Origin of the sequence: Rhizobium sp. CCGE 510 (genome assembly GCF_000292525.1) — a bacterium.
GTDB lineage: Bacteria > Pseudomonadota > Alphaproteobacteria > Rhizobiales > Rhizobiaceae > Rhizobium.
Window position 1 is genome coordinate 1 of the sequence record NZ_AEYF01000040.1, and the last position, 24,739, is coordinate 24,739.

24 protein-coding genes are annotated in these 24,739 nt (G+C 60.7%); 16 read left to right on the forward strand and 8 right to left on the reverse strand.

Features of this window, described 5'->3' with window-relative positions:
• Window positions 1-85 precede the first annotated feature (85 nt).
• Window positions 86-1,000 carry a polyprenyl synthetase family protein gene (locus RCCGE510_RS18145; protein ID WP_007632324.1) on the reverse strand — a complete coding sequence of 305 codons (915 nt, stop codon included), beginning with the start codon at window positions 998-1,000 and terminating at the stop codon, window positions 86-88.
• A 134-nt stretch (window positions 1,001-1,134) separates the two neighbouring features.
• Here RCCGE510_RS18145 and mtgA point away from each other — a divergent pair, with 134 nt between their 5' ends.
• The 5 genes from mtgA (at window position 1,135) to RCCGE510_RS18170 (ending at window position 4,244) form a co-directional block, all read left to right on the forward strand.
• Window positions 1,135-1,872 carry a monofunctional biosynthetic peptidoglycan transglycosylase gene (gene mtgA / locus RCCGE510_RS18150; protein WP_037079174.1) on the forward strand — a complete coding sequence of 246 codons (738 nt, stop codon included), beginning with the start codon at window positions 1,135-1,137 and terminating at the stop codon, window positions 1,870-1,872.
• 96 nt (window positions 1,873-1,968) lie between these two features.
• Window positions 1,969-2,691 (forward strand): DUF1868 domain-containing protein, encoded by a 723-nt coding sequence (locus RCCGE510_RS18155; protein ID WP_007632328.1) that lies wholly within the window; start codon window positions 1,969-1,971, stop codon window positions 2,689-2,691.
• Between the two features lie 13 nt (window positions 2,692-2,704).
• On the forward strand, window positions 2,705-3,352 hold the full coding sequence (locus RCCGE510_RS18160) for a glutathione S-transferase family protein (protein WP_007632329.1): 648 nt from the start codon (window positions 2,705-2,707) through the stop codon (window positions 3,350-3,352).
• A 155-nt stretch (window positions 3,353-3,507) separates the two neighbouring features.
• On the forward strand, window positions 3,508-3,693 hold the full coding sequence (gene rpmF, locus RCCGE510_RS18165) for a 50S ribosomal protein L32 (protein ID WP_003543812.1): 186 nt from the start codon (window positions 3,508-3,510) through the stop codon (window positions 3,691-3,693).
• A gap of 143 nt (window positions 3,694-3,836) precedes the next feature.
• Window positions 3,837-4,244: a hypothetical protein gene (locus RCCGE510_RS18170; RefSeq protein WP_037079177.1), complete on the forward strand. Its 408-nt coding sequence runs from the start codon at window positions 3,837-3,839 to the stop codon at window positions 4,242-4,244.
• On the opposite strand, the gene phaR is transcribed toward RCCGE510_RS18170, so the two are convergent.
• Window positions 4,239-4,811, reverse strand: a complete 573-nt coding sequence (gene phaR / locus RCCGE510_RS18175) for a polyhydroxyalkanoate synthesis repressor PhaR (protein WP_007632334.1) — start codon at window positions 4,809-4,811, stop codon at window positions 4,239-4,241. The two genes, RCCGE510_RS18170 and phaR, sit on opposite strands and share 6 nt — an antisense overlap.
• A gap of 239 nt (window positions 4,812-5,050) precedes the next feature.
• Here phaR and RCCGE510_RS18180 point away from each other — a divergent pair, with 239 nt between their 5' ends.
• Window positions 5,051-6,232 carry an acetyl-CoA C-acetyltransferase gene (locus RCCGE510_RS18180; RefSeq protein ID WP_007632336.1) on the forward strand — a complete coding sequence of 394 codons (1,182 nt, stop codon included), beginning with the start codon at window positions 5,051-5,053 and terminating at the stop codon, window positions 6,230-6,232.
• A 70-nt stretch (window positions 6,233-6,302) separates the two neighbouring features.
• Window positions 6,303-7,028: a beta-ketoacyl-ACP reductase gene (locus RCCGE510_RS18185; RefSeq protein ID WP_007632339.1), complete on the forward strand. Its 726-nt coding sequence runs from the start codon at window positions 6,303-6,305 to the stop codon at window positions 7,026-7,028.
• A 263-nt stretch (window positions 7,029-7,291) separates the two neighbouring features.
• Here the strand turns inward: RCCGE510_RS18185 and RCCGE510_RS18190 are convergent, their stop codons facing one another.
• From RCCGE510_RS18190 to RCCGE510_RS34805, 3 genes are all read right to left on the reverse strand, one after another.
• Complete coding sequence (locus RCCGE510_RS18190; protein WP_037079180.1) at window positions 7,292-7,549, reverse strand: YMGG-like glycine zipper-containing protein; 258 nt, start codon at window positions 7,547-7,549, stop codon at window positions 7,292-7,294.
• A 27-nt stretch (window positions 7,550-7,576) separates the two neighbouring features.
• Window positions 7,577-7,732: a DUF3309 family protein gene (locus tag RCCGE510_RS33530; RefSeq protein WP_007632343.1), complete on the reverse strand. Its 156-nt coding sequence runs from the start codon at window positions 7,730-7,732 to the stop codon at window positions 7,577-7,579.
• 196 nt (window positions 7,733-7,928) lie between these two features.
• Complete coding sequence (locus tag RCCGE510_RS34805; RefSeq protein ID WP_157179919.1) at window positions 7,929-8,141, reverse strand: hypothetical protein; 213 nt, start codon at window positions 8,139-8,141, stop codon at window positions 7,929-7,931.
• A gap of 384 nt (window positions 8,142-8,525) precedes the next feature.
• Here RCCGE510_RS34805 and RCCGE510_RS18195 point away from each other — a divergent pair, with 384 nt between their 5' ends.
• The 5 genes from RCCGE510_RS18195 to RCCGE510_RS18215 all read left to right on the forward strand — a co-directional run bounded on the left by RCCGE510_RS18195 (window position 8,526) and on the right by RCCGE510_RS18215 (window position 14,918).
• On the forward strand, window positions 8,526-11,771 hold the full coding sequence (locus RCCGE510_RS18195) for a helicase-related protein (RefSeq protein WP_007632344.1): 3,246 nt from the start codon (window positions 8,526-8,528) through the stop codon (window positions 11,769-11,771).
• A gap of 2 nt (window positions 11,772-11,773) precedes the next feature.
• A complete protein-coding gene (locus RCCGE510_RS18200) occupies window positions 11,774-12,178 on the forward strand; it encodes an RNA-binding S4 domain-containing protein (RefSeq protein ID WP_007632345.1) in 405 nt (134 codons plus the stop codon).
• A 192-nt stretch (window positions 12,179-12,370) separates the two neighbouring features.
• Window positions 12,371-12,709: a ferredoxin FdxA gene (gene fdxA, locus RCCGE510_RS18205; protein WP_007632346.1), complete on the forward strand. Its 339-nt coding sequence runs from the start codon at window positions 12,371-12,373 to the stop codon at window positions 12,707-12,709.
• 394 nt (window positions 12,710-13,103) lie between these two features.
• Window positions 13,104-13,676, forward strand: coding sequence for a CarD family transcriptional regulator (locus RCCGE510_RS18210; RefSeq protein ID WP_007632347.1), 573 nt, complete (start codon window positions 13,104-13,106; stop codon window positions 13,674-13,676).
• A 378-nt stretch (window positions 13,677-14,054) separates the two neighbouring features.
• The gene (locus RCCGE510_RS18215) at window positions 14,055-14,918 is read left to right on the forward strand and encodes an RNA polymerase factor sigma-32 (RefSeq protein ID WP_007632348.1); all 864 of its coding nucleotides are present in this window, start codon (window positions 14,055-14,057) and stop codon (window positions 14,916-14,918) included.
• Between the two features lie 160 nt (window positions 14,919-15,078).
• Here RCCGE510_RS18215 and RCCGE510_RS18220 read toward each other — a convergent pair whose 3' ends face one another.
• Together RCCGE510_RS18220 and RCCGE510_RS18225 are read right to left on the reverse strand one after the other, a co-directional pair.
• Window positions 15,079-16,623 carry a M48 family metalloprotease gene (locus RCCGE510_RS18220; RefSeq protein ID WP_037079183.1) on the reverse strand — a complete coding sequence of 515 codons (1,545 nt, stop codon included), beginning with the start codon at window positions 16,621-16,623 and terminating at the stop codon, window positions 15,079-15,081.
• 388 nt (window positions 16,624-17,011) lie between these two features.
• Window positions 17,012-18,550: an MDR family MFS transporter gene (locus RCCGE510_RS18225; protein WP_007632352.1), complete on the reverse strand. Its 1,539-nt coding sequence runs from the start codon at window positions 18,548-18,550 to the stop codon at window positions 17,012-17,014.
• A 116-nt stretch (window positions 18,551-18,666) separates the two neighbouring features.
• Here RCCGE510_RS18225 and RCCGE510_RS18230 point away from each other — a divergent pair, with 116 nt between their 5' ends.
• The 4 genes from RCCGE510_RS18230 to RCCGE510_RS18245 all read left to right on the forward strand — a co-directional run bounded on the left by RCCGE510_RS18230 (window position 18,667) and on the right by RCCGE510_RS18245 (window position 22,707).
• Complete coding sequence (locus RCCGE510_RS18230) at window positions 18,667-19,191, forward strand: MarR family winged helix-turn-helix transcriptional regulator (protein ID WP_007632354.1); 525 nt, start codon at window positions 18,667-18,669, stop codon at window positions 19,189-19,191.
• A gap of 184 nt (window positions 19,192-19,375) precedes the next feature.
• The gene (locus RCCGE510_RS18235; RefSeq protein ID WP_192815320.1) at window positions 19,376-20,032 is read left to right on the forward strand and encodes a thiamine diphosphokinase; all 657 of its coding nucleotides are present in this window, start codon (window positions 19,376-19,378) and stop codon (window positions 20,030-20,032) included.
• A 3-nt stretch (window positions 20,033-20,035) separates the two neighbouring features.
• Window positions 20,036-21,856 carry an ABC-F family ATP-binding cassette domain-containing protein gene (locus RCCGE510_RS18240; protein WP_007632356.1) on the forward strand — a complete coding sequence of 607 codons (1,821 nt, stop codon included), beginning with the start codon at window positions 20,036-20,038 and terminating at the stop codon, window positions 21,854-21,856.
• A gap of 221 nt (window positions 21,857-22,077) precedes the next feature.
• Window positions 22,078-22,707 (forward strand): DUF5666 domain-containing protein, encoded by a 630-nt coding sequence (locus RCCGE510_RS18245; protein WP_037079186.1) that lies wholly within the window; start codon window positions 22,078-22,080, stop codon window positions 22,705-22,707.
• A 48-nt stretch (window positions 22,708-22,755) separates the two neighbouring features.
• Here RCCGE510_RS18245 and RCCGE510_RS18250 read toward each other — a convergent pair whose 3' ends face one another.
• Window positions 22,756-24,612, reverse strand: a complete 1,857-nt coding sequence (locus RCCGE510_RS18250; protein WP_037079188.1) for an ABC transporter ATP-binding protein/permease — start codon at window positions 24,610-24,612, stop codon at window positions 22,756-22,758.
• Window positions 24,613-24,739: the final 127 nt, after the last annotated feature.

Consider the following 24,739-nt stretch of genomic DNA (forward strand, 5'->3'; position numbering starts at 1 on the left):
CGATTAGCGCTGACAGACTCTAAAGCGCATGTCGTTGTCCCCGAACTGCTGCACATTTCCGGGCGACATGCACTAAGTTGCCGGTTCAGCTCTTCCGGTCGGCGATGAAATGCGCCGCGGCGGTGAGGGTCGAGGCGCGGGCGCCATAAGGGGCAAGCAGCGTCTCGGCATCGCGGACATGCTGGTGGAGCTGTGCCTCGGCCCATTCCATGCCGCGCAGCGCCACAAGCGTTCCCTTGCCGCGGGCTGCATCCTTGCCGGTCGCCTTGCCCATGGTCGCAGTGTCCGATGTCAGGTCGAGGATGTCGTCGGCCAGTTGGAAGGCAAGGCCGATCTTCTCGCCGAAAGCGCGCAGGCGGCGGCGATCTTCCGGCGGGCTTGCCGAGATAAGGGCGCCGGCTTCGCAGGCAAAGCGGATCAGCGCGCCTGTTTTCATTGCCTGCAGGCGGATGATGCCAGCCTCGTCCGGCGCCTGTCTTTCTGCCGCGAGATCGAGCGCCTGACCGCCGGCCATGCCGCCGAGACCGGCTGCGCGGGCAAGAGCCAGCACCAGCGATGCTTTGCTCGTATCGGGAAGCGCGGTTTCCGGCGCGGCGATGATGTCGAAGGCGTAGGTCAGCAGACTGTCGCCTGCGAGGATCGCCGTCGCTTCATCGAATTTTTTGTGAACCGTCGGTTTGCCGCGGCGAAGATCATCATCGTCCATGGCCGGCAGGTCGTCATGCACGAGCGAATAGCAGTGAACGCATTCGAGGGCGGCGCCGACGCGAAGTGCCGCCTCGGCGGCACCGCCGAGAAGGGCTGCACTTTCGATGACGAGGAATGGGCGCAGCCGCTTGCCACCGTTCAGCACGGCATAATGCATGGCGTCGCGCAGCGTCTCGGGCCTGACGATTTCATCGGAAAGAGAGCTCGGGGACAGCAATGCGTCGAGCAGCGCCTCGATCTTGCGGGCGTTGTTCTTCAGCCTCGTCTCGAAAGTGTCCCGGTTCGCGTCCATGGGCGCTGTTTGGCATGAGCGCCCCCGGGCTTGCAACGGAATTGTCGATGGCGCAGCAAGATTCGCCGCGCACTCTGGCATAAGCTCCGTACAGGCGCTATGAGAACGACAGGAGCGAAATCGGACTGGGGACATTGGATATAGCGCCGGAGAGAGAGGACAGCGTCGACATGCCGGCTCGTCGGCAATGGTTCGGAGACCGGCGTCTATTGAAACGCATTGTTCTTGCCGTGCTGATCGTGCTGATCCTTCCCTACGCGCTGATCTTTTTCTATCTGCTGCCGTTCATTCACCCGGTCTCGACGCTGATGCTGCGCGATCTGGTGCTGCTGCGCGGTTACGACAGGCAATGGGTGTCGCTTGATGACATCGCCCCGGTTCTGGTGCAGTCGGTGATGATGTCAGAGGACGGGCAATATTGCTTTCACGGCGGCGTCGACTGGGCTGAGATGCGGATGCTGGTCGAGGATACGCTGAAAGGTCAGGCGACGCGCGGCGGCAGTACCATCCCAATGCAGACGGCGAAGAACCTCTTTCTCTGGAACGGCCGCTCCTTCGTGCGCAAGGCGATGGAGCTTCCGCTCGCTGTCTCCACGGATTTCGTCCTATCGAAACGCCGACTGATGGAAATCTATCTGAACATCGCCGAATGGGGTCCCGGTATTTACGGAATCGAGGCTGCGGCCCAGCATCATTTCAAGGTGCCGGCGTCGAAACTGACGCGACGCCAGGCATCGCTGCTTGCCGTTTCGTTGCCGAACCCGATCGACCGCAATGCCGGCAAACCAGGACGAGGCCTTCGCCGGCTTGCCGGCGTGATCGAGAGGCGCGCGCAGGGCTCGGGCGATTACATCAAGTGCATCTATCGGTGAGATCGGAACTTGTCGCTGGAGGCGGCAAGCGTCATCTGACATTCTTGGTTCTGCCATATGGGCGAGTGCAGTCCAACTGGAGCCCCTGAGTCGCCCATGACCATTACGACGCTTTCGCACGAGCTTCTCCTTTACTCGAAGACGCACAATCCGAACCCGCCCGCCCATCTCGGCAGCCGCTATGGCAAGATCGGCGGCTTTCTGCCGGAAGCCGGCAATACCATCGTCTGCCATCTCGACAAGGGTTCGCAGACGCAGGCGGCGCTGATCGAGGCACGTCAGACATATCTGGCGATGCCCGAAGCTCCACAGTTCCTGTTCACGCCGATCTCCAGCCTTCACATGACGCTGTTCGAAGGCATCATCGAGACTAGGCGTCGGCAGGATTGCTGGCCGGACGATCTCCCTCTCGATACGCCGATCGACGACATGACGGAATTGATGGCTGCCAGGCTTGAAGGTTTCCCGATACTCGACCCGTTCAAGGTCGCCATCGTCGAAGCTCGCCCGTCCGGCCTGCTCGTCGACGGGGCGACGGAGAACGACCGCAAGGTCATGCGCGCCTGGCGCAACGCGTTTGCCGATCTGCTGGGCTATCGCCAGCCGAACCACGAGGACTACAAGTTCCACATGACCTTTGCCTATGCGATCGAACGGCTGGAGGACGAAGCCTTGCCGCGCTGGCAGGCAATGCTCGACGAGGTCGCCGACGATATCCGCCGCAAGGCCCCTATTCTAGAACTGGCACCGCCGGCATTCTGCGCATTCGAGGACATGAACCATTTCCACGAATTGCTGATTTTCGATTTCGACGCCTGAACGGGAGAGGCCCATGGATAAACCGACGCTCTACATCGCCAACAAGAATTATTCCTCCTGGTCGTTCCGGCCCTGGATGGCGCTGACCGGCGTCGGCATCGATTTCGAGGAGGTGCTGATCCCTTTCGACGACGCGGGCGGCAACCCGAATATCAAGGCGGTATCTCCGACCGGGCGGGTGCCGCTTCTTCAGCATGGTGCATTGAAGATCTGGGAATCGCTGGCGATCATCGAATATGCCGCCGAGCTTTATCCGGGAGCCGGGCTTCTGCCTGCGGATCGCGCCGCGCGGGCGCTCGCCCGTTCGGTTTCGATGGAAATGCTCTCAAGCTTCCGGGCCCTGCGCGGCGCCTGCCCGATGAATATCCGCCGGCCGAAGGCCAGGATCGCACTGCCGGACGGTGTCGCGGCCGACATCAGCCGTATCGAGACGATCTGGCGGGATCTGTTGCAGCAATCCGGCGGACCGTTTCTCTTCGGCGCGTTCGGGGCCGCGGATGCGATGTTTGCACCTGTCGTCAACCGGTTCGAGATCTATGACCTGGTCAGCGGGGGCGACACGCTGGCCTATATGGCGACCATGAAGGCGCATGCGGCCTGGCGGAAATGGGAAGAAGCAGCACGCGCCGAGCCTTGGATCGTGCCGGGAGATGAAGTCTGAATATGGAATCATCGGCTTCGCAAAAAATACGCATGGGGACTGGTCAAGGCCACCCCTTGCATGTATAAGCGCGCGAAATTCCGAAATCGCGACATGTCCGTTTCGGCCGCCGGTGTGGCCGTGGGAATGTTTTGCCCGCAAGTGGAGTAAGAGAAATGGCTGTACCGAAGAGAAAAACAAGCCCGTCCAAGCGCGGTATGCGCCGTTCGGCAGACGCGCTGAAGGCTCCGACCTATGTCGAAGACAAGAACTCCGGCGAACTGCGCCGCCCGCATCATATCGACCTGAAGACCGGCATGTATCGCGGCCGCCAGGTTCTGACGCCGAAGGAAAGCGCATAATTTCCGATTTGGCTTGTCCGATCGAAAGTTCCAAGGCCGGCCTTACGCCGGCCTTTTGCATTCCGGTGATATAATATTTGCAACGACTTGCAGTGTGGCAGCGGTTTGCGGCAGTATTCTTCCAGCCGCCAAGGAGTTTGCCGATGATAGCCGCAATGCCGCTGATGATTATCCCGTTTATTCTCTACAATCTGGCGATGCTGGGCCTGATGGGCGATGGCGGCATTCCGGCGCTGCAGCATGATATTATCGTGCTGTCGATGATCTCGGGGGCAATATGGAGCATGGCGCTTGGCGATCTTTTCATCGTCGTAGCGCTTGTCGTGCTGTTCTTCGAAATCCTGAAGGCAACCAGGACCGGCCCCGGCAACCTCATCAACCATATGCTGTCGATGCTGGTTTTCATCGCCTTCCTGGTCGAATTTCTGCTCGTCCGGGACGCCGCAACGCAGGTATTCTTCATTTTGATGACGATCGCTCTGATCGATGTGATCGGCGGCTTTGCCGTCTCGATCCGGAGCGCCGGGCGGGATGTTTCTATCGGCTTATAGGTTATCGAGCTTGTTCTGAAGGGCGCGGAGCTGTTCCTTCAATTCATCGATATCCTTAGCCTCGGCCTTGCGGCTTTCCTTGGCGGGCGGCGTCATGAAGGGCGAGAACATCTGCATGGCCTGCTGAAACAGCTCTGTGTTGCGCCGCACCTGATCCTCGACCATCTGCATCGGCAGTTGCAGGTTCTTGCCAAGCGGCGTTTCGCCCAAGGCGCGGTTCACCTGCTCGCGCATCTGAGACTGCTGTTCGGCAAAGGCGCGCATCGAATGTTCGAGAAAGCTCGGCACGACCATCTGCATCTGGTCACCGTAATAGGTGATGAGCTGGCGCAGGAAGGAGATCGGGAGAAGCGTATTGCCGGTCTTCGATTCCTGTTCGAAGATGATCTGGGTCAGCACCGAATGGGTGATGTCATCTCCGCTTTTTGCATCCTGGACGGTAAAATCTTCGCCCTTCTTCACCATCTCCGCCAGGTCTTCCAGCGTGACGTAGGTGCTGGTGCCTGTATTGTATAGCCGGCGATTGGCGTATTTCTTGATTACAATCTGACCCTCATGCTTCGCCATATCAGTCTCCTGGACCCCCGTCTGAATTATGGATATTCCTCCACTTCAGACTGTAAACGCAAAAGAAGGCCGGTGACAATCTCTTTGTGCGATGCGGCAAACCTTTAACAGAGCAGATGAATCGGGCTTTCCAGGGCTCTGCCGAAAAATAACCGCAGCCGGTCTTCGCGTTTGACTTGCGCTCCAAGCTTTGCCAGTTTCGTCTTATGTAAGTGAGACGAAAAACGAGGAGCGTCCCCATGAGCAATTCATCCATCGTCATCGCCAGCGCAGGTCGAACGGCCGTCGGCTCGTTCAACGGCGCTTTCGCAACGGTCCCCGCACATGAACTCGGCGCGGCCGTCATCAAGGGTGCGCTCGCTCGCGCCGGCGTCGATGCCGGCGAAGTGGATGAGGTGATCCTCGGCCAGGTGCTCGCTGCCGGCGAGGGCCAGAACCCGGCCCGCCAAGCAGCGATAAAGGCCGGCATCCCGAAGGAAGCGACGGCCTGGGGCGTCAATCAGCTCTGCGGTTCGGGTCTGCGCGCCGTCGCGCTCGGCATGCAGCAGATCGCTACCGGCGACGCCAAGATCATCGTTGCCGGCGGCCAGGAATCGATGTCGATGGCGCCGCATGCCATGCATTTGCGCGGCGGCGTCAAGATGGGCGACGCGAAGATGGTCGACACGATGATGAAGGACGGCCTGACCGACGCCTTCCACGGCTACCTCATGGGCGTTACCGCCGAGAATATCGCGCGACAGTGGCAGCTTTCTCGCGAGGAGCAGGATCAGTTCGCCGTCGCCTCGCAGAACAAGGCGGAGGCGGCGCAGAAGGCCGGCCGCTTTGCCGACGAGATCATCCCCTACGTCATCCAGACGCGCAAGGGCAACGTGACCGTCGATGCCGACGAATATATCCGCCATGGCGCCACGCTGGAGGCGATGGGCAAGCTGCGCCCGGCCTTCGACAAGGAGGGCACGGTTACGGCCGCGAATGCCTCCGGCATCAACGACGGTGCGGCCGCAGCGGTACTGATGAGCGAAGCGGAAGCCGTCCGGCGCGGCATTCAGCCGCTCGCCCGCATCGTTTCCTGGGCAACGGCGGGCGTCGATCCTTCAATCATGGGCACCGGCCCGATCCCGGCGTCCCGCAAGGCGCTCGAAAAGGCCGGCTGGTCGGTCGGCGATCTCGATCTCGTCGAGGCCAATGAGGCTTTTGCAGCGCAGGCCTGCGCCGTCACCAAGGATCTCGGCTGGGACCCTGCGATCGTCAACGTCAATGGCGGGGCGATTGCGATCGGCCATCCGATCGGCGCTTCCGGCGCGCGCGTTCTCAATACGCTGTTGTTCGAAATGAAGCGCCGCGGCGCCAAGAAGGGCCTTGCCACGCTTTGCATCGGCGGCGGCATGGGTGTCGCCATGTGCTTCGAAGCACTTTAAATAGCATACGATCCGTCATTGATTGAAAATCTCGCCACGAGGCGGGGCGAAAACAAAAGGGGAGCGGAACATGAGCAGAGTGGCTGTGGTCACCGGGGGTACGCGCGGCATCGGCGCGGCCATATCCATGGCGTTGAAAAATGCCGGATGCAGGGTTGCTGCCAATTATGCCGGCAACGACGAGAAAGCCAAAGCCTTCCACGACGTGACCGGCGTTCCGGTGTTCAAATGGGATGTCTCGGATTACCTCGCCTGCGGCGAAGGGATCGCCAGGATCGAAAGCGAGATCGGGCCGGTCGAAATCCTCGTCAACAATGCCGGCATTACCCGTGACGCGATGTTCCACAAGATGACGCCGCAGCAGTGGCACGAGGTGATCAATACCAACCTCACCGGTCTGTTCAACATGACGCATCAGGTCTGGACCGGCATGCGCGACCGCAGCTTCGGCCGCATCGTCAACATCTCGTCGATCAACGGCCAGAAAGGCCAGATGGGTCAGGTGAATTATTCGGCAGCCAAGGCGGGCGATCTTGGCTTCACCAAGGCGCTGGCCCAGGAAGGCGCGACCAAGAACATCACCGTCAACGCCATTTGCCCCGGTTATATCGGAACGGAAATGGTGCTTGCCGTGCCGGAAAAGGTGCTGAACGAACGTATCATCCCGCAGATCCCCGTCGGCCGTCTCGGCGAGCCGGAAGAGATCGCGCGCTGCGTCACCTTCCTCGCCTCCGACGATGCCGGTTTCATCACCGGTTCGACGCTGACGGCCAATGGCGGGCAGTTCTTCGCCTAAAGTACATCTCGCAAAGCTGCATCGTCGTTTGCGATTACGACATGCCGTAATTTTCCGAGTCGATCAGCGGTGGATTGAAGCAAGAGCGCGTTCGGTTGGATGCGCTCTTGCTTATTTCATGCCTCGTATGCCCATCACCGTTTGTGCCTGGTCGACCGGTTTAATTTTCGGCGACGGATCGTCAACGCCGTGTCCGCGGGTGTGAGCCGCAAAGAAAAACGGGCGCCGAAGCGCCCGTTGGGAGTCCGATATGCTTTTGCCGATCAGCGGCAACGGGCCTCGTAGCGGCGGCCGTAACGGTCGCGATAGACACAGTAGCCGCGGCGTTCGACCGAGTTGCCGATGAGAGCGCCGGTCAGACCGCCGGCGACGGCGCCGACCGCGGCACCACCCCAGCTGTTGGTGACGACACCGCCGATGACCGCACCAGTGCCGGCGCCGATCGCGGTACCTTGCTCGGTCGCTGTGCAGGATGCCAGAGCGCCAACGAGCGCACCAATAAGAACAATCTTCTTCATCATGTCGAAACTCCCCAGGTTTGTTGGCCTTTAGACGCGGCCCATGAGTACAAGAATAATGATAATCACGAGAACTAGCCCCAAACCGCCAGAAGGTCCATAGCCCCAGCCACGGCTATAACCCCAATTCGGCAAGGCTCCGATCAAGAGCAGAATGAGGATAACAAGAAGTATTGTGCCAAGCATGGTGTGTTTCCTTCATTTCATAGGCAATTTGAATGGACGAGAAACACCTATTGGCGATTTTTGTTCCCGGTTAAGCCAGGAAATGTCACGTGTCCTCACCTCCACCGATCGGAAACTTGCTTGTATGGTTAAAAAGTCGTTTAAATACAATATGTTGCGGTGAACAAAGCAAGAAAGTCTCGATGTCGCCGATTCGTCAGCGATTCGTTCCGTTTTTGATCGGTGCGCCGCCATTGCCATCCCGACTTAACCGCATCTGAATCCGCCTTCCAAAGATTAACGCCGAGATCACGAGGCGGAACGGCGCACCAGCCACCGATCCGCATCTAGCACGGGGATTGAAATCCGCCCACCAGATGTTGCCGTGAACAAAAGGCGAAATCAATACAGTCGGCGATTCGTCGCCCATTCGTTCCGGCTTTGGTCGAGAGGTTAATTTCCCGGCGCCATTTTCGATTGTTCGCCGCGGAGCGGACTCGTCGTCAACGACAGCGAAAATACAATAGCGGAGGGGGACCAGCGATTCAGCATCTAGTGGGAAAAAGCGATTCAAAATCAATACTTAGCCGTGAACAAAAGCTGAATCAGCGGGAGTCGGCGATTCGTCGCTGATTCGTTCTTGCGCTGTTCCGAATCGGAAATTCGGGTGTTCCGCAAGACTCGCAATGGTCGCAATCCCAGAAGCATTTTGAAATCTGCCCTTGCGTTTGCGGTGACAGCTGTCCATGTGTTCATTAGCTTCCCTGAGGAGCCGAGATTTTCCTGGGGGCGCCCGCCTCATTTGCATGGACCCATGATTCTGACTTCGCAGCCGATTATTCTGAGTGGACGCGGTGTGACCGCGGTGCTCGGGCCGACCAATACCGGCAAGACCCATTATGCCATCGAGCGCATGGTCGCGCATGGGACGGGCGTGATCGGGCTGCCGCTCAGGCTGCTGGCTCGCGAGGTCTATACGCGGGTGGTGGAGAAGGTCGGCGTACAGAATGTGGCGCTGGTCACCGGCGAGGAAAAGATTTCGCCGCCCAATGCACGTTTTTCGGTCTGCACCGTCGAGGCGATGCCACGCGAGACCAAGGCCGCCTTCGTCGCGATCGACGAGGTGCAACTCGCCGGCGATCTCGAGCGCGGCCATATCTTCACCGATCGCATCCTGCATCTTCGCGGCCGCGAGGAAACCCTACTGCTTGGCGCGGCGACGATGCGGCCGATCCTGCTGCAGCTTCTGCCGGGCATCAATATCGTCGAGCGGCCACGGCTTTCGCATCTTTTCTATGCCGGGCAGAAGAAGATCACGCGATTGCCGCAGCGCTCGGCCATTGTCGCCTTCTCGGCCGACGAGGTCTATGCCATTGCCGAGCTCATCCGCCGGCAACGCGGCGGCGCGGCTGTCGTGCTCGGCGCGCTCAGCCCGCGCACCCGCAATTCGCAAGTCGCGCTCTACCAGGCGGGCGACGTCGAATATCTGGTAGCGACCGATGCGATCGGCATGGGGCTGAACCTCGACGTCGATCACGTCGCCTTCGCCCAGGACCGCAAATTCGACGGCTACCAGTTCCGCAATCTCAATCCGGGTGAACTCGGTCAGGTCGCTGGACGCGCCGGGCGGCACGTGCGAGACGGTACCTTCGGCGTCACCGGACAGGTCTCGCCGTTCGACGAAGAGCAGGTGCAGCGCATCGAAGGGCACGAATTCGACAACGTCAAGGTTTTGCAGTGGCGCACGACCGAAATGGACTTCTCCTCGATTCAATCCTTGCGGACCAGCCTCGAGGCAGGGCCGCGCGTGCCGGGGCTGACGCGGGCGCTGCCTGCGGTCGACCAGCAGGCGCTCGAACAGCTTTCGCGCTATCCCGAGATCGTCGGTCTTGCCGACAGGCCGGCCCGCGTCGAAAAACTCTGGGAGGCTTGCGCGCTTCCCGACTATCGGCGTATCACCCCGGCACAACATGCGGATCTTATCGCGACCCTCTTTTCCGATCTCGTCCGCTATGGCACGGTGAACGAACAGTTTCTCGCGGAGCAGGTTCATCGCTCCGATCGGACAGATGGGGAAATTGACACGCTTTCGGCGCGAATCGCGCAGATAAGAACCTGGACCTACGTTTCGAATCGGCCTGGTTGGCTTGCCGATCCGACACACTGGCAGGAAAAGACGCGGGAAATCGAAGATCGATTGTCCGACGCGTTACATGAAAGGTTGACGAAACGCTTTGTTGATCGCAGGACATCTGTGCTCATGAAGCGCCTGAGAGAGAATGCGATGCTGGAAGCTGAAATCAGTGTGAATGGCGATGTCTTCGTTGAAGGACATCATGTAGGGCAATTGAGCGGATTCCGTTTCACGCCGGTGACGGGAACGGACGGACCGGATGCCAAGGCAGTTCAGGCTGCGTCGCAGAAAGCGCTCGCGCTCGAATTCGAGGCCCGTGCGGCTCGAATCCATGCCGCCGGCAACAGCGATCTGGCGATCGGCTCGGATGGGTTGATCCGTTGGATCGGCGACCCGGTGGCGCGGCTTTCGGGCAGCGAACACATCATGCGTCCGCGCGTGATTCTGTTGGCCGACGAGCAGTTGACGGGCAATGCCCGCGATCATGTCGCCGCCCGGATCGAGCGCTTCGTCAATCATCATATCAGCACGGTGCTGAAGCCGCTCGATGATCTGTCGCGTGCCGAGGACCTGCAGGGTCTCGCCAAAGGGCTGGCCTTCCAGCTGGTCGAGAATCTCGGTGTACTGTTCCGCCGCGACGTGACCGAGGAAGTGAAATCGCTCGACCAGGAGGCCCGAGCCTCCATGCGCCGTTATGGCGTGCGTTTCGGAGCCTATCATATTTTCGTTCCGGCACTTCTGAAGCCGGCGCCGGCCGAGCTCATCACGCTGCTCTGGGCGCTGAAGAACGACGGTTTGGACAAACCGGGCTATGGCGATCTTATCCCGGTGCTTGCCGCCGGCCGTACCTCCGTCGTCACCGATCCGAGCTTCGAGCGGATGTTCTACAAGCTCGCCGGCTTCCGGTTCCTCGGCAAGCGGGCCGTGCGCATCGATATCCTCGAACGGCTTGCGGATATTATCCGTCCGCTGCTGCAGTGGAAGCCCGGTCAGAACAACCGTCCGGAGGGCGCTTATGACGGCCGCCGCTTCACGACGACGACGGCGATGCTGTCGATCCTCGGTGCGACGCTCGAGGACATGGAAGAAATCCTCAAGGGCCTCGGTTATCGCGCCGATGCGGTGAAGGCGGAAGAGGCATCGGCACATCTTGCGACGCAAGATGTGGCCTCAGTGCCGGCTGCCACCACGGAAACGCCTGCGGACGAGACAGCCGAAAAGGCCGATCACGACGATGCCGATGGGGCGGCGGAAGAGATCGCCGCCGAGCCATCCGCAACCGAGGCGGCTTCGGCTGACGTCGATGCGCCCGTGGCGGAAGCGGTCGAAACCCCCACTCCGGCTGAAGCAGTCGAGACCTCTGCTGCCGATGAAGCCTCCGCTCCTGCGGAAGCGGTATCCGCGTCTGTGGAAGCTGTGTCCGCTTCCGAGGAAGCCGGCGAGCCGGCGGAACCGAAGCCGGTTCTTCTCTGGCGCCTCGGCGGCCGCAACGACAATCAGCGCCAGGCGCGAAGCGGTCATGGCGAACGCCGTGGCGGCCAGGGCCAGGAGCGCGGTCAGAACCAGGAGCGCACCGACCGCAATCGCCGGCCGGGCGGCGGTGAAGGCGGTGAGGGCAATCGCGGCGGCGAAGGCCGCGACAATAATCGTCAAAACCGCGGCAAGGACGGTGGCAATCGCGATGGCGGCCGGCCGCAGCAGGCAAGAGGCGAACGCAACAACCAGCCACGGGGCGACCAGCCGCGCGGCGACCGGCAGGACCGCAAGGATCGCGGCGAGCGAAATGACCGCAACGATCGCAACAACAATCGCGGTGGTTCGCAGCCGCTGCGCTTCGAGGCCAAGCCGCCGCGCAAGGAGAAGCCGATCGATCCGGATTCACCTTTCGCCAAGCTCGCGGCTCTCAAGGAGCAGATGAAGAAGTAATCATGAGCGGGGAGACACAGCCGACAAGCGGTTCGCGCCAGCGCATCGACAAGTGGCTGTTCTTCGCGCGCATGGTGAAGTCGCGCTCGTTGGCCCAGAGCCATGTCCAATCGGGCCATGTGCGCATCAACGGCGAGCGCTGCAATCAACCGAGCCAGATGGTCAAGCCGGGCGACCGTGTCGAGCTGACGTTGGATCGACGCGATCTCGTTCTCCTCGTGCGCCTCGCCGGCGAGCGGCGAGGGCCCTACGAGGAGGCCCGACTGCTTTACGAAGACCTGTCACCGCCGCCCGATGAGGCAAAACGTCTCACCCCCTACGAGCAGGCGATCCGGGCGACCGGCACCGGCCGTCCGACCAAAAAGGAAAGACGGGCAATCGACAGGCTGATGTCGGACGAGGATTAGAAAACTCTGTCTGCGGCGGTGGCTTTTGCAGATCGTTTATCCTTGAAATCCGGCGTTAAAGCCGATACGTCACTGACAACCTGCCGGAAGCGTGCTTGCCTCCCAAGCCTGCCCACGCTTTTCCTCCGGCACGGGGATAGGCGCGACGTTCCAGGTTGCCCGGCCCCATCGCATGGAATCCTGGAGTTCTTCATGACCTACGTCGTGACCGACAATTGCATCAAGTGCAAATACACCGATTGCGTGGAAGTGTGCCCTGTCGACTGCTTCTATGAGGGCGAGAATTTCCTCGTCATTCATCCTGACGAATGCATCGATTGCGGCGTCTGCGAACCTGAATGTCCCGCCGAGGCGATCAAACCCGATACCGAGCCGGGCCTCGATAAATGGCTGAAGATCAATACCGAATATGCCACCATTTGGCCGAACATCACGGTCAAGAAGGAGCCATTGCCTGAGGCCAAGGAAATGGATGGCGAGACCGGAAAGTTCGAGAAATATTTCTCCGAGAAACCCGGTTCCGGCGATTGAGACGGCGGCCATATTCGGTTGCCCGATTCGGGCGGCTGCGGGGCGGAGCGTTTTAAAAGCTGCGCGAGGCATATGGGTGACATGTGTTGCCCGCATGACTCAACCGAAGCAAATTATTGATTTCCTCATATTTTTATGATAGGTTTCGGCTACTGTTCCATTTGTGGCATGACGCATGCCCAAAACCATCACGAAAGCAAAACCAATCCGTACGCGGTTTCCGTGACATTTCAACGCTTTGAGCGCCGGGTCCCAAGATCGTGCGCAAGAAGTTCTTTGCTTTTGCCCGATGGGACCAGAGTGAAGTCACCCGACGGATACTACCGTCTCACCCGGGCCTGACTGACCCGGCTCCGGCCGCCGCCGGAAGCGTAACAGGGAGTTTTTGAATAGAATGACGACTCAGCAGAAAAAGCCTTCCACCGCACGCCACGGCTTCAAGACCGGTGAATCGATCGTCTACCCCGCTCACGGCGTCGGTACCATCACCGCTATCGAAGAGCAAGAAGTTGCCGGCATGAAGCTCGAACTTTTCGTTATCGATTTCGAAAAGGACAAGATGCGGCTGAAGGTCCCGGTCGCCAAGGCGATGAGCATCGGCATGCGCAAGCTTTCGGAAACGGATTTCGTCGAGCGTGCATTGAAGGTCGTGCAGGGCAAGGCGCGCGTCAAGCGCACCATGTGGTCGCGACGTGCCCAGGAATACGATGCCAAGATCAATTCCGGCGACTTGATTTCCATCGCTGAAGTGGTGCGCGATCTCTACCGTGCCGAAAACCAGCCCGAACAGTCCTATTCCGAGCGTCAGCTTTATGAGGCTGCGCTCGATCGCATGGCGCGCGAAATCGCCGCCGTCAACAAGATGTCGGAAACCGAAGCCGTCCGCGTGGTCGAGACCAATCTTAACAAGGGTCCGAAGCGCGGCAAGGCGATCGAAGAAGACGACTCACAGGACGAAGCCGCATAAGGCGACCCTGTTTTTTCCCCTATCAAAAAACCCGGCTAGCGCCGGGTTTTTTTATTGGAACTTTTTCACGACTGCCGCGTTTAACATACGTGATTGCGGACTGCTCGCAGGGCAATGCCTCGACGGGCGAACTGTCATTCCGTCAATGTTCGATGAGGAGCGGATCATGCCTTTTCAATATTGCCCATTCGGCAGCGTGAAGAAACAGATCCGGCCCAGCCGTCTTAACGGCACATGATAAAAAATAGGGCCTCCCCCTGAAAAGTCCAGGGGCGAGGCCTTTATGCATTCAGAACCCCATTCAGCTCGGACAGCGATGTTCCGGAAGGCGCGTTTTATTGTTCATTTAGGGCGAGAGGCCTGTTTCAGGAGATCGAAATGAAGAACATGTCTGCAGATCGGCGCATGATCAAAATCGCGATGGCCGCCCCCTACCTTGCCCGTCAGGAAGAGCACGATCTCGCCATCCGTTGGAAGGATCACGATGATCGCGGCGCGCGCAACCAGATCGCCATGGCCCATATGCGCCTCGTCATATCCATGGCGGGCAAGTTTCGCAATTTCGGCCTGCCGATGAGCGATCTCGTGCAGGAGGGCTATGTCGGCCTTCTGGAGGCTGCCGCTCGCTTCGAGCCGGAACGCGACGTACGCTTTTCGACCTATGCGAGCTGGTGGATCAGGGCTTCGATCCAGGATTATATTCTGCGCAACTGGTCGATCGTGCGCGGCGGCACGAGTTCCGCACAGAAGGCGCTCTTCTTCAATCTGCGCCGTCTGCGCGCCAAGCTCGCCAAGGGTGACACGCAGCTGACGCTGCAATCCATCCACCAGGAGATCGCCGCGGCGCTCGGCGTCAGCCTCGCCGATGTGCAGACCATGGATGCCAGGCTTTCCGGCAATGACGCTTCGCTGCAGGCGCCTTCGGTCTCCGGCGATGCGGAGAGTGCGGAGAAGATGGACTTCCTCGTCAGCAATGATCCCCTGCCGGACGAGCAGGTTTCAAACATGATCGACGGCGAGCGCCGCCGCGTCTGGCTCGCCTCGGCGCTGACACATCTCAACGAACGCGAAATGAAGATCATCAGCGCCCGGCGTCTGGCGGAAGACGGTGCCACGCTCGAAGAACTCGGAGCCGACCTCGGGATTTCCAAGGAACGTGTGCGGCAGATCGAAAGCCGGGCAATGGAGAAGCTCCGCAGCGCGCTTGTCAGCGCAGATCCGCACATGGCGGCTTACGCCTGAACCGAATGCGCGTCGCATGAAATTTGATTCCTACGACGCGCTTTAGATCGTTGTTCTTATGCATGTCGTTATCTCGGAATCGCTGCACACTTCCGGGCGGCTTGCATTAATTTATTCCCTCCAGCAGCACAGACTGGCCCGGCGCGAGCCGGGCTATTTTTTACTCGGCGATGATCTTGACGCGATCGCCTGGTGAAACGGCTGCGCCCGTGGGCAGGGCGTTGATGAGTTTGAAGAGATCGAGTTTGCGGTCGGTGCCCATCATGCGGGCAGCGAGTGTCGAGATGTTTTCACCCGGCCGGACGGTGACGACGCGGATGCGCAGTGGCTTGAGCGAAGCGGCCTCTGCCGGCGTCATGCGCCGGAAACTCGCGCGCAGGACATTGGCCGTTGGCTCAAGGGCGTCGCTGCCTTTCGGCACGGCGGTCAGGAACCGGAAAATCTGCGAATTGTTGCGGATCACGGTGACATCGAAATCCCAACGGTCGGCGCTTGCCCGCGCCGTGGCCGCTTCCATTCCGTTGATGGTGACCGGCTGGATGGTCGACGGGTCGAGGCCGGTCACCCAGCCGCTGGAGATATAGTTGGTAAGGCTCTGGGTCTGATTGTCGGCGACGCCGTCGAAGCGGACGGCGATGTCGTTCGGGCCGGTGGCCATCACGGCTTCGACCTTGTTGTCGATGTGGAAATCCGGCGGCACGTCGAAGCGGATGCCGAGGCCGCCATGCAGGAAGGTCTGGCCGCGCACGTAGCCTTCCTCCGGGCTGTCGCCATAGAGCAGGCCGTCTATGCCGTCGAGATAATAGTCGCGTCCCTTATCCCCGACCGAACCTTCCTGGCCGAAGGCGCGGGCATGGGTGCGGGCAAGCTCGATACGCTGCGCCGAATTCGGATGGCTCGACAGGAAGTCCAGGCTCTGGTCGGCTTCGGGATCCACCGACATGAAGCGACTGTAAGCCGCCATGGAATCGAGGAAACGGGCGGCGGAATAGGGGTCGTAGCCGGCTTCGCCAAGCATGCGCACGCCGATGACATCGGCCTGCAGTTCCTGCTGGCGTGAGAAGGCGGCGAGGCGCAGCTTGCCGCGGGCCAGCGCCTGCTTGCCGGCGATATCGCTGGAGAGGACCTCGGCGACGACGCGGCTGGCGATGACCTCAGCCTCCTCACGCTTCTGCCGCTCAATGCCGTGGTTCGCCGTCACATGGCCCATCTCGTGCGACAGCACGGCGGCGACTTCCGAGGCGTCGTTGGCAAGGGCGAGCAGGCCGCGGGTGACGTAGAGATAACCGCCCGGCAGCGCAAACGCGTTGATCGCCGGCGAATTCAGGATGGTAATGCGGTAAGACTGGCTCGGGTTTTCCGATACCGCCGTCAGCGCACCGGCGATGCGGGCGACGAGGCGCTCCGTCTTGGCGTCCTTGTATTCGCCGCCGTAGCTGGCGACGATGCGCGGATGCTCGCGGGCGCCCATCGCCGCACGCGGGTCGTTCTTCTGGACCTCGTCGACGATCTGCGGATTGGAAGAAGGCGAAACGCTCGGCTGATAGGATTGGTCGATCAGCGTCTGACAGCCATTCAGCGCCATTGCCACGGCCGAAAGCAGCATCAGACGACGCGCGAAACGCCGCGGCGCGGAAATGGCATCACTGGAAAGCGCGGGCGATTTCCACGTCGTCAAGCTATCCAGTCTGGTTCTCCGCATCATGTCGCTGTCTTGCCGGTTTGCCGCAGATTGGCACCGACCGTGGCAAGGGGAATTCAACAGGTGCGCACCCCTGATCTCGCGCTGCACAATCGGCCGATACAAGTCCTTGCTGTAGCTGATTTACGCATCGGTTGCATAGCGAGACTCTGTTTAAATGTGGCGCCGTTGCATTTTAGCAAGCCTCGGACGAAAGGCCTTCCCTTCGCTCGGATGAAATTATGGCGAAAGTTCCGTCACAACGCGGAGATTCGTCGGCGGCGCAGAAAAAGAACGGCCTGATTGAAGCAACCGAGCCGATAGCGGCAGCCATGCGAGAAAATTGCAACCGCGGATAATGTCATCGCGGAAAGAAGCCCTCCTGATGACGTATTCCGCGGGTTCGATTCGGTTACTCCGCCGCATCCGCTGTCGCCGGTTGCGGCATCTTCGCCTCGCCGGCGCGAGGCAGCTGTACAGGCTTCAGCATGATGGCGGCCACCAGGCCGATCAGGGCAATAGCGCAGGAGGTCATGAAGAGCGGCGAGAAGGCGCCGGCATAGACATCGGCGACAGCCTGGCGGCTTGCTTCGGGAAGGGAGGCCATCATCTTCGGCGTCAGCTGCTTGATATCGGCAACACCGGGAATTGAGACGCCGACCTTGTCGAGTTGAGAGGCGATGATGGCGCCATAGATGGAAATGGCGATCGACGCGCCTCCCATGCGCGACAGCGTCACCGAGCCGGTGGCGGCGCCGACGTCCCGGGCCGGCGCCGCATTCTGTACGCCGATGATGGGAACCTGCTGGGCAAGGCCAATGCCGATGCCATGCAGCATCATAATCGCCCCGATGAAGGCGATCGGCGTCCCCGCATGGATCTGTGACATCAGCGCGAAGGCGATGGCGCTGCAAGTGAGGCTTGCGATGGCGAAGGGCTTGTAACGCCCAGTCTTTGAGATGATGCGGCCTGCGGACAGCGATCCGCAGACGAGGCCGCCGGTCAGAAGGATGAAGAGCGCGCCGGCGGCAGAGGGCGAAAGGCCGGTGGTGGTCTGCAGGAAGAGGGCGAGATAGTTGACCATGCCGATAGCGATGGCGCCGCCCATGATCGACATCACCAGGAGCAGGCTAAAGGTCGAATTGCGAAAGAGCTGAAGGGGAACGATCGGTTCCGGCGCGCGGCGCTCGACGAACACCCAGGTGATAGCGCAAACGATACCGAAGGCGACGATGCCGATGCTCTGTGGCGAGACCAATGCGCCGAAGAGTTCGCTGCTGTCGGTGGCAAGCACGATGCTAGTCGTCGTCAGGGCGAGAAGCAGCGCACCGGCATAATCGATCTTGGGCCGGCGATGCGGTTTGCGATAGGGCAGCATCACGGCAAGGCCGATAAGTGCGATGAAGCCGATCGGTACGTTGACGAGGAAAATCGAGCGCCAGCCGAAAAGGTCGCTCATCGTGCCGCCAAGGACCGGCCCGATCGCACCTGACGCCATCAACACCAGGCTGGAATAGCTCTGATAGCGGGCCCGCTCGCGCGGCTCGAACAGATCGGCATTGACGGCGAAGATCGATACCATGATGCCGCCGCCGCCGAGACCCTGCAGCACGCGGGCGGCGATCAGCGTGTTCATCGAAACCGCTAGGCCGCAGACCGCCGAGCCGACGGTGAAGATCATAATCGCCGTCATCATCACATATTTGCGGCCGAAGAGATCGCCAAGCTTGCCATAAACCGGCATGACGGCGCTTAGCGACAGCAGATAGGCCGAGCCGATCCAGCCGAAACGCTCGAGATGGCCGAACTCGCCGACGATCGTCGGCAGCGCTGTGGAAACGATCTGATTGTCCAGCGTCGCCATGAACATGGCTGTCATCAGGAAGAAGAAGAGGATGAGCCGGCGACGAGGATCCGTCACGAGCGGCGCAGGCGCGAATTGCATATCCATGGGAGTATCATTCCGGGTTGGGCAAGTTTTTATGTGCTAACAGCATATATTTGTCAATGGCACATTAATGACATCGGCATATTCAAATTCCCAAACGGCTCTGCTATGGTCCCGTCATGAACGAAGTGCTGACCAAGACCACTTCCACGGAGCCAGGGCCGGCTGAGGAAAACGTGCCCCGCATCGGCCGGAGCATGGGGCGCATGCGGTTGATGACCGGGCGGCGATTGATCGGCCGGCTGGCGATCCAGAGTGCTGCACCGGGCCTTGAACTTTCGCATCTCGACGTGCTCGATGCGGTGCGGAGGGCGCAGCCTGCCGGCGAGGTCACCGTTGGGATGATTGCGGAGATGCTGCGCATCGATCCGTCTCGGGCAAGCCGGGTGGTGGCCGACATGGTCGGGCGTAACGTGCTGCGCCGCGAGGCTTCGCAGGCCGATGCGCGACGGATTGTCGTTGTCATGACCGAAGTCGGCCAGAATCTGCTTGCCGAGATCGTCGCGCAGAAATTGGCGATCATCTCGGAGATCGTCTCCGACTGGCCTGAGGAGGATGTCGATCGTTTCGCAATGCTGTTCGAGCGTTTCATCGGCGGTTACGAGGCGGTCTTCCAGTCGCGCGACAAGGATACGCCGGGCTAGAGCATAATGCCGAAAAGTGTGTGCGGTTTTCGGGCGACATCATGCTCTAACTCTTCAATTTAGAACAGGATTCAGATTTTAGGCCGAGCGGCCTAAAATCATCCTGTTTTGGCGGCGCTCGAAGGCAAATGGCGCCGATCCGCCGCCGCCTCTTCCCCTCGACCCCCGGTTTGCGCTAAGGGCAATGCCCATGAGCCCATCCACCTTTACCATTCTCCTCGGCGGCGAACTCAGCCTGACGGAGCGCTTGCGCCAGGCCGTCGGCGGCAGTCGTTCCATCGCGGCCGACGGCGGCATGCGGCATGCGGTGGCACTCGGCATCGAGCCGGAGCTCTGGGTCGGCGATTTCGATTCGACGCCCGATGATCTCGAGGGTGCCTTTCCCCATGTGCCGAAACAGCCCTATCCCGCGGCAAAAGCGGCGACGGACGGCGAAATCGCCGTGTCGGAAGCGATCGCGCGGGGTGCGCGGCGGCTGATTCTCGCCGGCGCGCTTGGCGGCGAACGCTCGGACCACGCGCTGCAGCATCTGCTGTCGGCCGTCAGTCTGGCGGAGGAGGGTTTCGACGTGCTGCTGACCTCGGGCAAGGAAGAGGCTGTGCCGCTGCTTGCCGGGACGATCGAGCTGGATCTTCCCAAGGACAGCCTGTTTTCCGTGCTCGGGCTCAGCGAGCTGACCGGGCTTTCCATCGAGAATGCGCGTTATCCACTGGCCGATTTCCATCTGCCTTTCGGCTCGTCGCGCACCATTTCCAATGTTGCGGAAAGCACTGTTCGCTTTTCGCTCCGCAGCGGCCGGGCGATTGTGCTCGCCAGGCCCTATGATCTTTCCGGAGTCTGATTTTTGGCCCCTCCCATTCTGAAACTCGACGATATCTTCCTGAGCTTCGGCGGCGCACCGCTGCTGGCCGGTGCTAGTCTGCAGATCGAGCCCGGTGACAAAATCTGTCTCGTCGGGCGCAACGGCTCGGGAAAATCGACGCTGCTGAAGATCGCCGCCGGCCTGGTCGAGGCGCAGTCCGGCGAGGTCTTCCGTCATCCGTCCTCGACGGTGCGTTATCTCGAACAGGCGCCGGATTTTGCCGGCTTCAACACCGTCCAGGCCTATGCCGAAGCCGGTCTCGGGCCGGGCGATGACCCTTATCGTGTCACCTATCTGCTGTCTCATCTCGGGCTGACCGGCGAGGAAGATCCGCGCATGCTGTCCGGCGGCGAATCGCGCCGGGCCGCCCTTGCCCGCGTGCTGGCGCCGGAGCCCGACATTCTCCTGCTCGACGAGCCGACCAACCATCTCGACCTTCCCACAATCGAATGGCTGGAGAGCGAGCTGCAGAAGACGCGCAGCGCCCTGGTGCTGATCTCGCACGACCGTCGTTTTCTCGAAAAGGTCTCGACGGCAACCGTCTGGCTCGACCGCGGCACTTCGCGCCGGCTCGACAGGGGATTTTCGCATTTCGAGGCCTGGCGCGACCAAGTGCTGGAGGCCGAAGAGCTGGAGCAGCATAAGCTCGGCAAAGCGATCGAGCGCGAGGAGCACTGGCTGCGTTATGGCGTCACGGCGCGGCGCAAGCGCAACATGCGCCGCCTCGGCGAGCTGCAGACGATGCGCTCGAATTATCGCGGCCATAAGGGACCGCAGGGCTCAGTGCAGGCGACGGCTTCGGACGCGCAGGAATCCGGCAAGCTGGTGATCGAAGCTCACAAGATCACCAAGAGCTTCGGCGACCGGGCAATCGTCACGCCCTTCTCGATCCGCGTGCATCGCGGCGATTGCATCGGTCTGGTTGGGCCGAACGGCGCCGGCAAAACGACGCTCTTGAAGATGTTGACCGGTGAGCTTTCCCCGGATAGCGGCACGATAAAGCTCGGCACAAATCTGGAGATCGCCACACTCGACCAGAAACGCGAGGACCTCGATCCCGACGATACGCTCGCCAACTACCTGACGGACGGGCGCGGCGAAAACCTGCTCGTCAACGGCGAACAGCGTCATGTTACCGGCTACATGAAGGAGTTCCTGTTCCAACCGGAACAGGCGCGAACGCCGATCAGAAGCCTCTCCGGCGGCGAGCGCGCCCGGTTGATGCTGGCGCGTATTCTGTCGCGCCCTACCAACCTGTTGATCCTCGACGAACCGACCAACGATCTCGATATCGAGACGCTCGACCTGCTGCAGGAAATCGTCGCCGGCTTTCCCGGCACCGTCATTCTCGTCAGCCATGACCGCGATTTCCTCGACCGCACAGTGACCTCGACGATCGCACCCGCCGTACCGGACGCACCTGACGGCCGCTGGATCGAATATGCCGGCGGTTACTCGGACATGCTTGCGCAGCGCAAGGGCGTGATCGAGGAGCGCAAGCGGGCTGAGAAGGCGGCGGAGAGGCCGAAGACCCAAGAGGCAGCGTCTTCTGCTGGAAGCGCCAGGGGCAAGCTTTCCTTCAAGCAGAAATTCGCGCTGGAAAACCTGCCGAGGGACATGGCGAAAGCCGAAGCCGAGATCGCCAAGCGCGAACAGGTGATGACCGATCCCAATCTTTTCACGCGCGATCCTGCCGCTTTCAACCGGCTTGCTAGCGAGATGGAGAAACTGCGCGCCAGCCTCATGAAAATGGAGGAGGAGTGGCTGGAGCTTGAAATGCTGCGTGAAGAGCTGGAAGGCTGAGGCTTCCACAACCTCACCGGCTCACCTTTCCTTGATTGGCCAGTGTATCGCCGCGCGGCATAAGGTGCTGTCCGGCAGGTAGCGTATAATTTCTTAGATCGGAATCGATCTAAAGCCAAATTATGCAGCAAATCAAAGTGTTACAGCGCCCATTGCGCGTCTGGAAAGATGCGCGGCGCTGCAAGGATATTGCCGAGCGCAATGGCGACAAGGAAAGTCACATGTCTCTTAACCCCTATTCCAGAATTTTCACGGCATTTGCCGCCGGCGCCCTTGTTGCGTTTGCGCTATCGCAGGCCGCACAGGCGCAGGATGGCAACCGCGTTCGCGTTCGCGGCGCCATCGAAAGTCTCAGCGGCGATAGTCTCGTCGTCAAGACGCGCGAAGGCAGCGATGCAACGATCGCGCTGAAAGCCGGCTGGAAAGTCGGCGGTATCAAAAAAGCCTCGGTCGAGGATATCAAGCCCGGCGATTTCGTCGGCGTCGCCTCGCTGCCGAAGGGCACCGGCCCGGATGGGGCGATCGAGGTCTTGATCTTTCCGGCGTCGATGAAGGGGACCGGCGAGGGCAACCGCCCCTGGGATGCGCAGCCGAACAGCCAGATGACCAATGCCACCGTCAGCAATGCCGTCAAATCCGTCGACGGCCACACGATCACGCTGACCTATCAAGGCAAGGAAAAGACCATCACGATTGCCGACAGCACGCCGATCGTGACCTTGGCGCCGGCGACCAAGGACGATCTGAAGGCCGGCGCCGGCGTCATCGTCACCGGCGAGAAGGCGGCGGATGGCAGCATCTCGGCCAGCCAGGTGGCCGTCGGCCTGAATGGTATCACGCCGCCGATGTGACCAGCGTGGAATTCAAAGTGATATAGTGTCTATCGGCCGCGCGGCGCTCTACAGCGCCGGCGCGGGCATGGCGGCAGCGCCGGTACTGGTGCCGGTCGGGGCGACGTGCTGTTGCTGCTGCGGTTCCTCAGATCTTGCCGGCAGCGCCTGCAGATGTAGCACGCGCGGCTTCAACGCCTCGAGATAGGCCTCGGAGCGGCCGATATAAATCATGCCGCTTTCCGGCATGGAGGTCAGCAGTTTGGCCATCATTTCCTGCCATTCCGGCTCCATGCCTTCCAACACTTCGTCGAAGATGATCCAGCGCGGGCGCACGAGCAGCAGGCGGGCAAAGCCGATCGCCTTCTGTTCGTCGCTGTCGAGCAGCTTGTCCCAACGGGCGCGGGTATCGAGCCTTGCGATCAGCGAATGCAGGCCGGCTCTGTCGAGGGCCGTCTCGACAGCGGCTCGCTCGTAGGCATCAGGACTTGCGGGAAAGGCCAGCGCCTCGCCCAGCGTGCCGCCGGGAACATAAGCGATCTGCGGAACGAACAGCATGTCGTCGATCGGCGGCAGGCCCATCGTGCCGCTGCCGCACGGCCAGAGGCCGGCCATCGCCTGGAAGAGCAGCTTGCGGTTGACGCTGTGATCGCCGTTGATCATGATTTTTTCGCCTGATTTGATCACGACATCGGTTTCACGCAGGCGGAAACCGCCGCATTCGTCGATCTCTTCACCGATCTTGGCAACGATCACCACATCCTTCAGCGTCAGCGTGTCGGGCGCGGTGTTTTCATAGGCGATGCCGTCCTTCTGGGCGAATTCCTCTTCCATGTCGAGCAGCGCCTGGCGGAAATCGGTGACGCGCATCAGTGTCGCGCGCCATTCGGCGATCGGGCCAAAATTGGCGACATACCAGCGCAGCGCCGTGTTGACCTGATTGAAGGCGCCGACCGACATCATCAGCTGGCCGAGGGTGAGGCCGCCGGAGAAATAGGCGGGGGCGGCGACGATGATCGGGATGACGATCACCAGCCAGCCGTAGCCGGCCGAAACCCAGGTGAGGTTGGTATTGGCCATGGCGAGCCGCTTGACGACCGTCAGTACCGAGCTGATGTCGGTGTTGATGCGTCGGCGTTCATTTTCCTCGCCGCGGGCGACGGTGATTGCCGGCATGTTCTCGTTGGCGTGCATCAGCGTGAAGCGAAGCTCGGCCTCCTTCGAAAAGCGGTCGGCATTCAGCTTGACCAGTTTGCGGCCGACGACCTGGCTCAGCACCGAGGCGGAAGCGGCGTAGAAGATCGCCGCCCAGACCATGTAGCCGGGAATGGAGAAGCTGTGGCCGCTGATGTGGAAGATGAAGCCGCTGGAAAGCTCCCAGAGCACGCCGATGAAGCTCACCAGAAGAATGGTCGACTGCAGCAGGCCGAGAACGAGCCCTGTCGTGCTTTCGGCGAGGTTGCGGGAATCCTCGTGCAGGCGCTGGTCCGGATTGACGCCGATCAAGCCGCTGGAAGCAAGCCGCAGCGCCCGCTTGCGCTTCAGCCACTGATCGACGAGGTCGCGCGACAGGCCCTCGCGCATATAGAGCGCGGTCATCTGATTCAGCCATGCCTGCAGCACGTTGAGCAGCAGCAGCGCGCCGGCGATCATGGCGAAAATTTCGAGTTGGTGGAAGAATTCACCGAGGTCGCGGCGTTCCAGCGAGTCGTAGAAGGGAGCATTCCATTGATTAAGGATGACCTGGCCGTAGGACGTCGCCAGGATGACGAGGATCAGCACGGTCGCCAGAAACAGCACCTTGCCACGCACTTCCGAATTCCAGAATGCGGAGAACATCACCCCGAGGCGATTCGTCAGGCTGAGATCATACCCTACCCTATCCTGCCTTCGGATGCCCGGCCTCCCCTCGATCTTATCTGCCATTACGCTTTTCCAACATCGCCCATGCTTACCATTATTAACATGGTGGCGTTACCGGTCTATCAACAGATTCTATCAGTCATTAAACTGTGATGATGCTTGCATGGATCGCTCCTGCGTGCATTCGGCA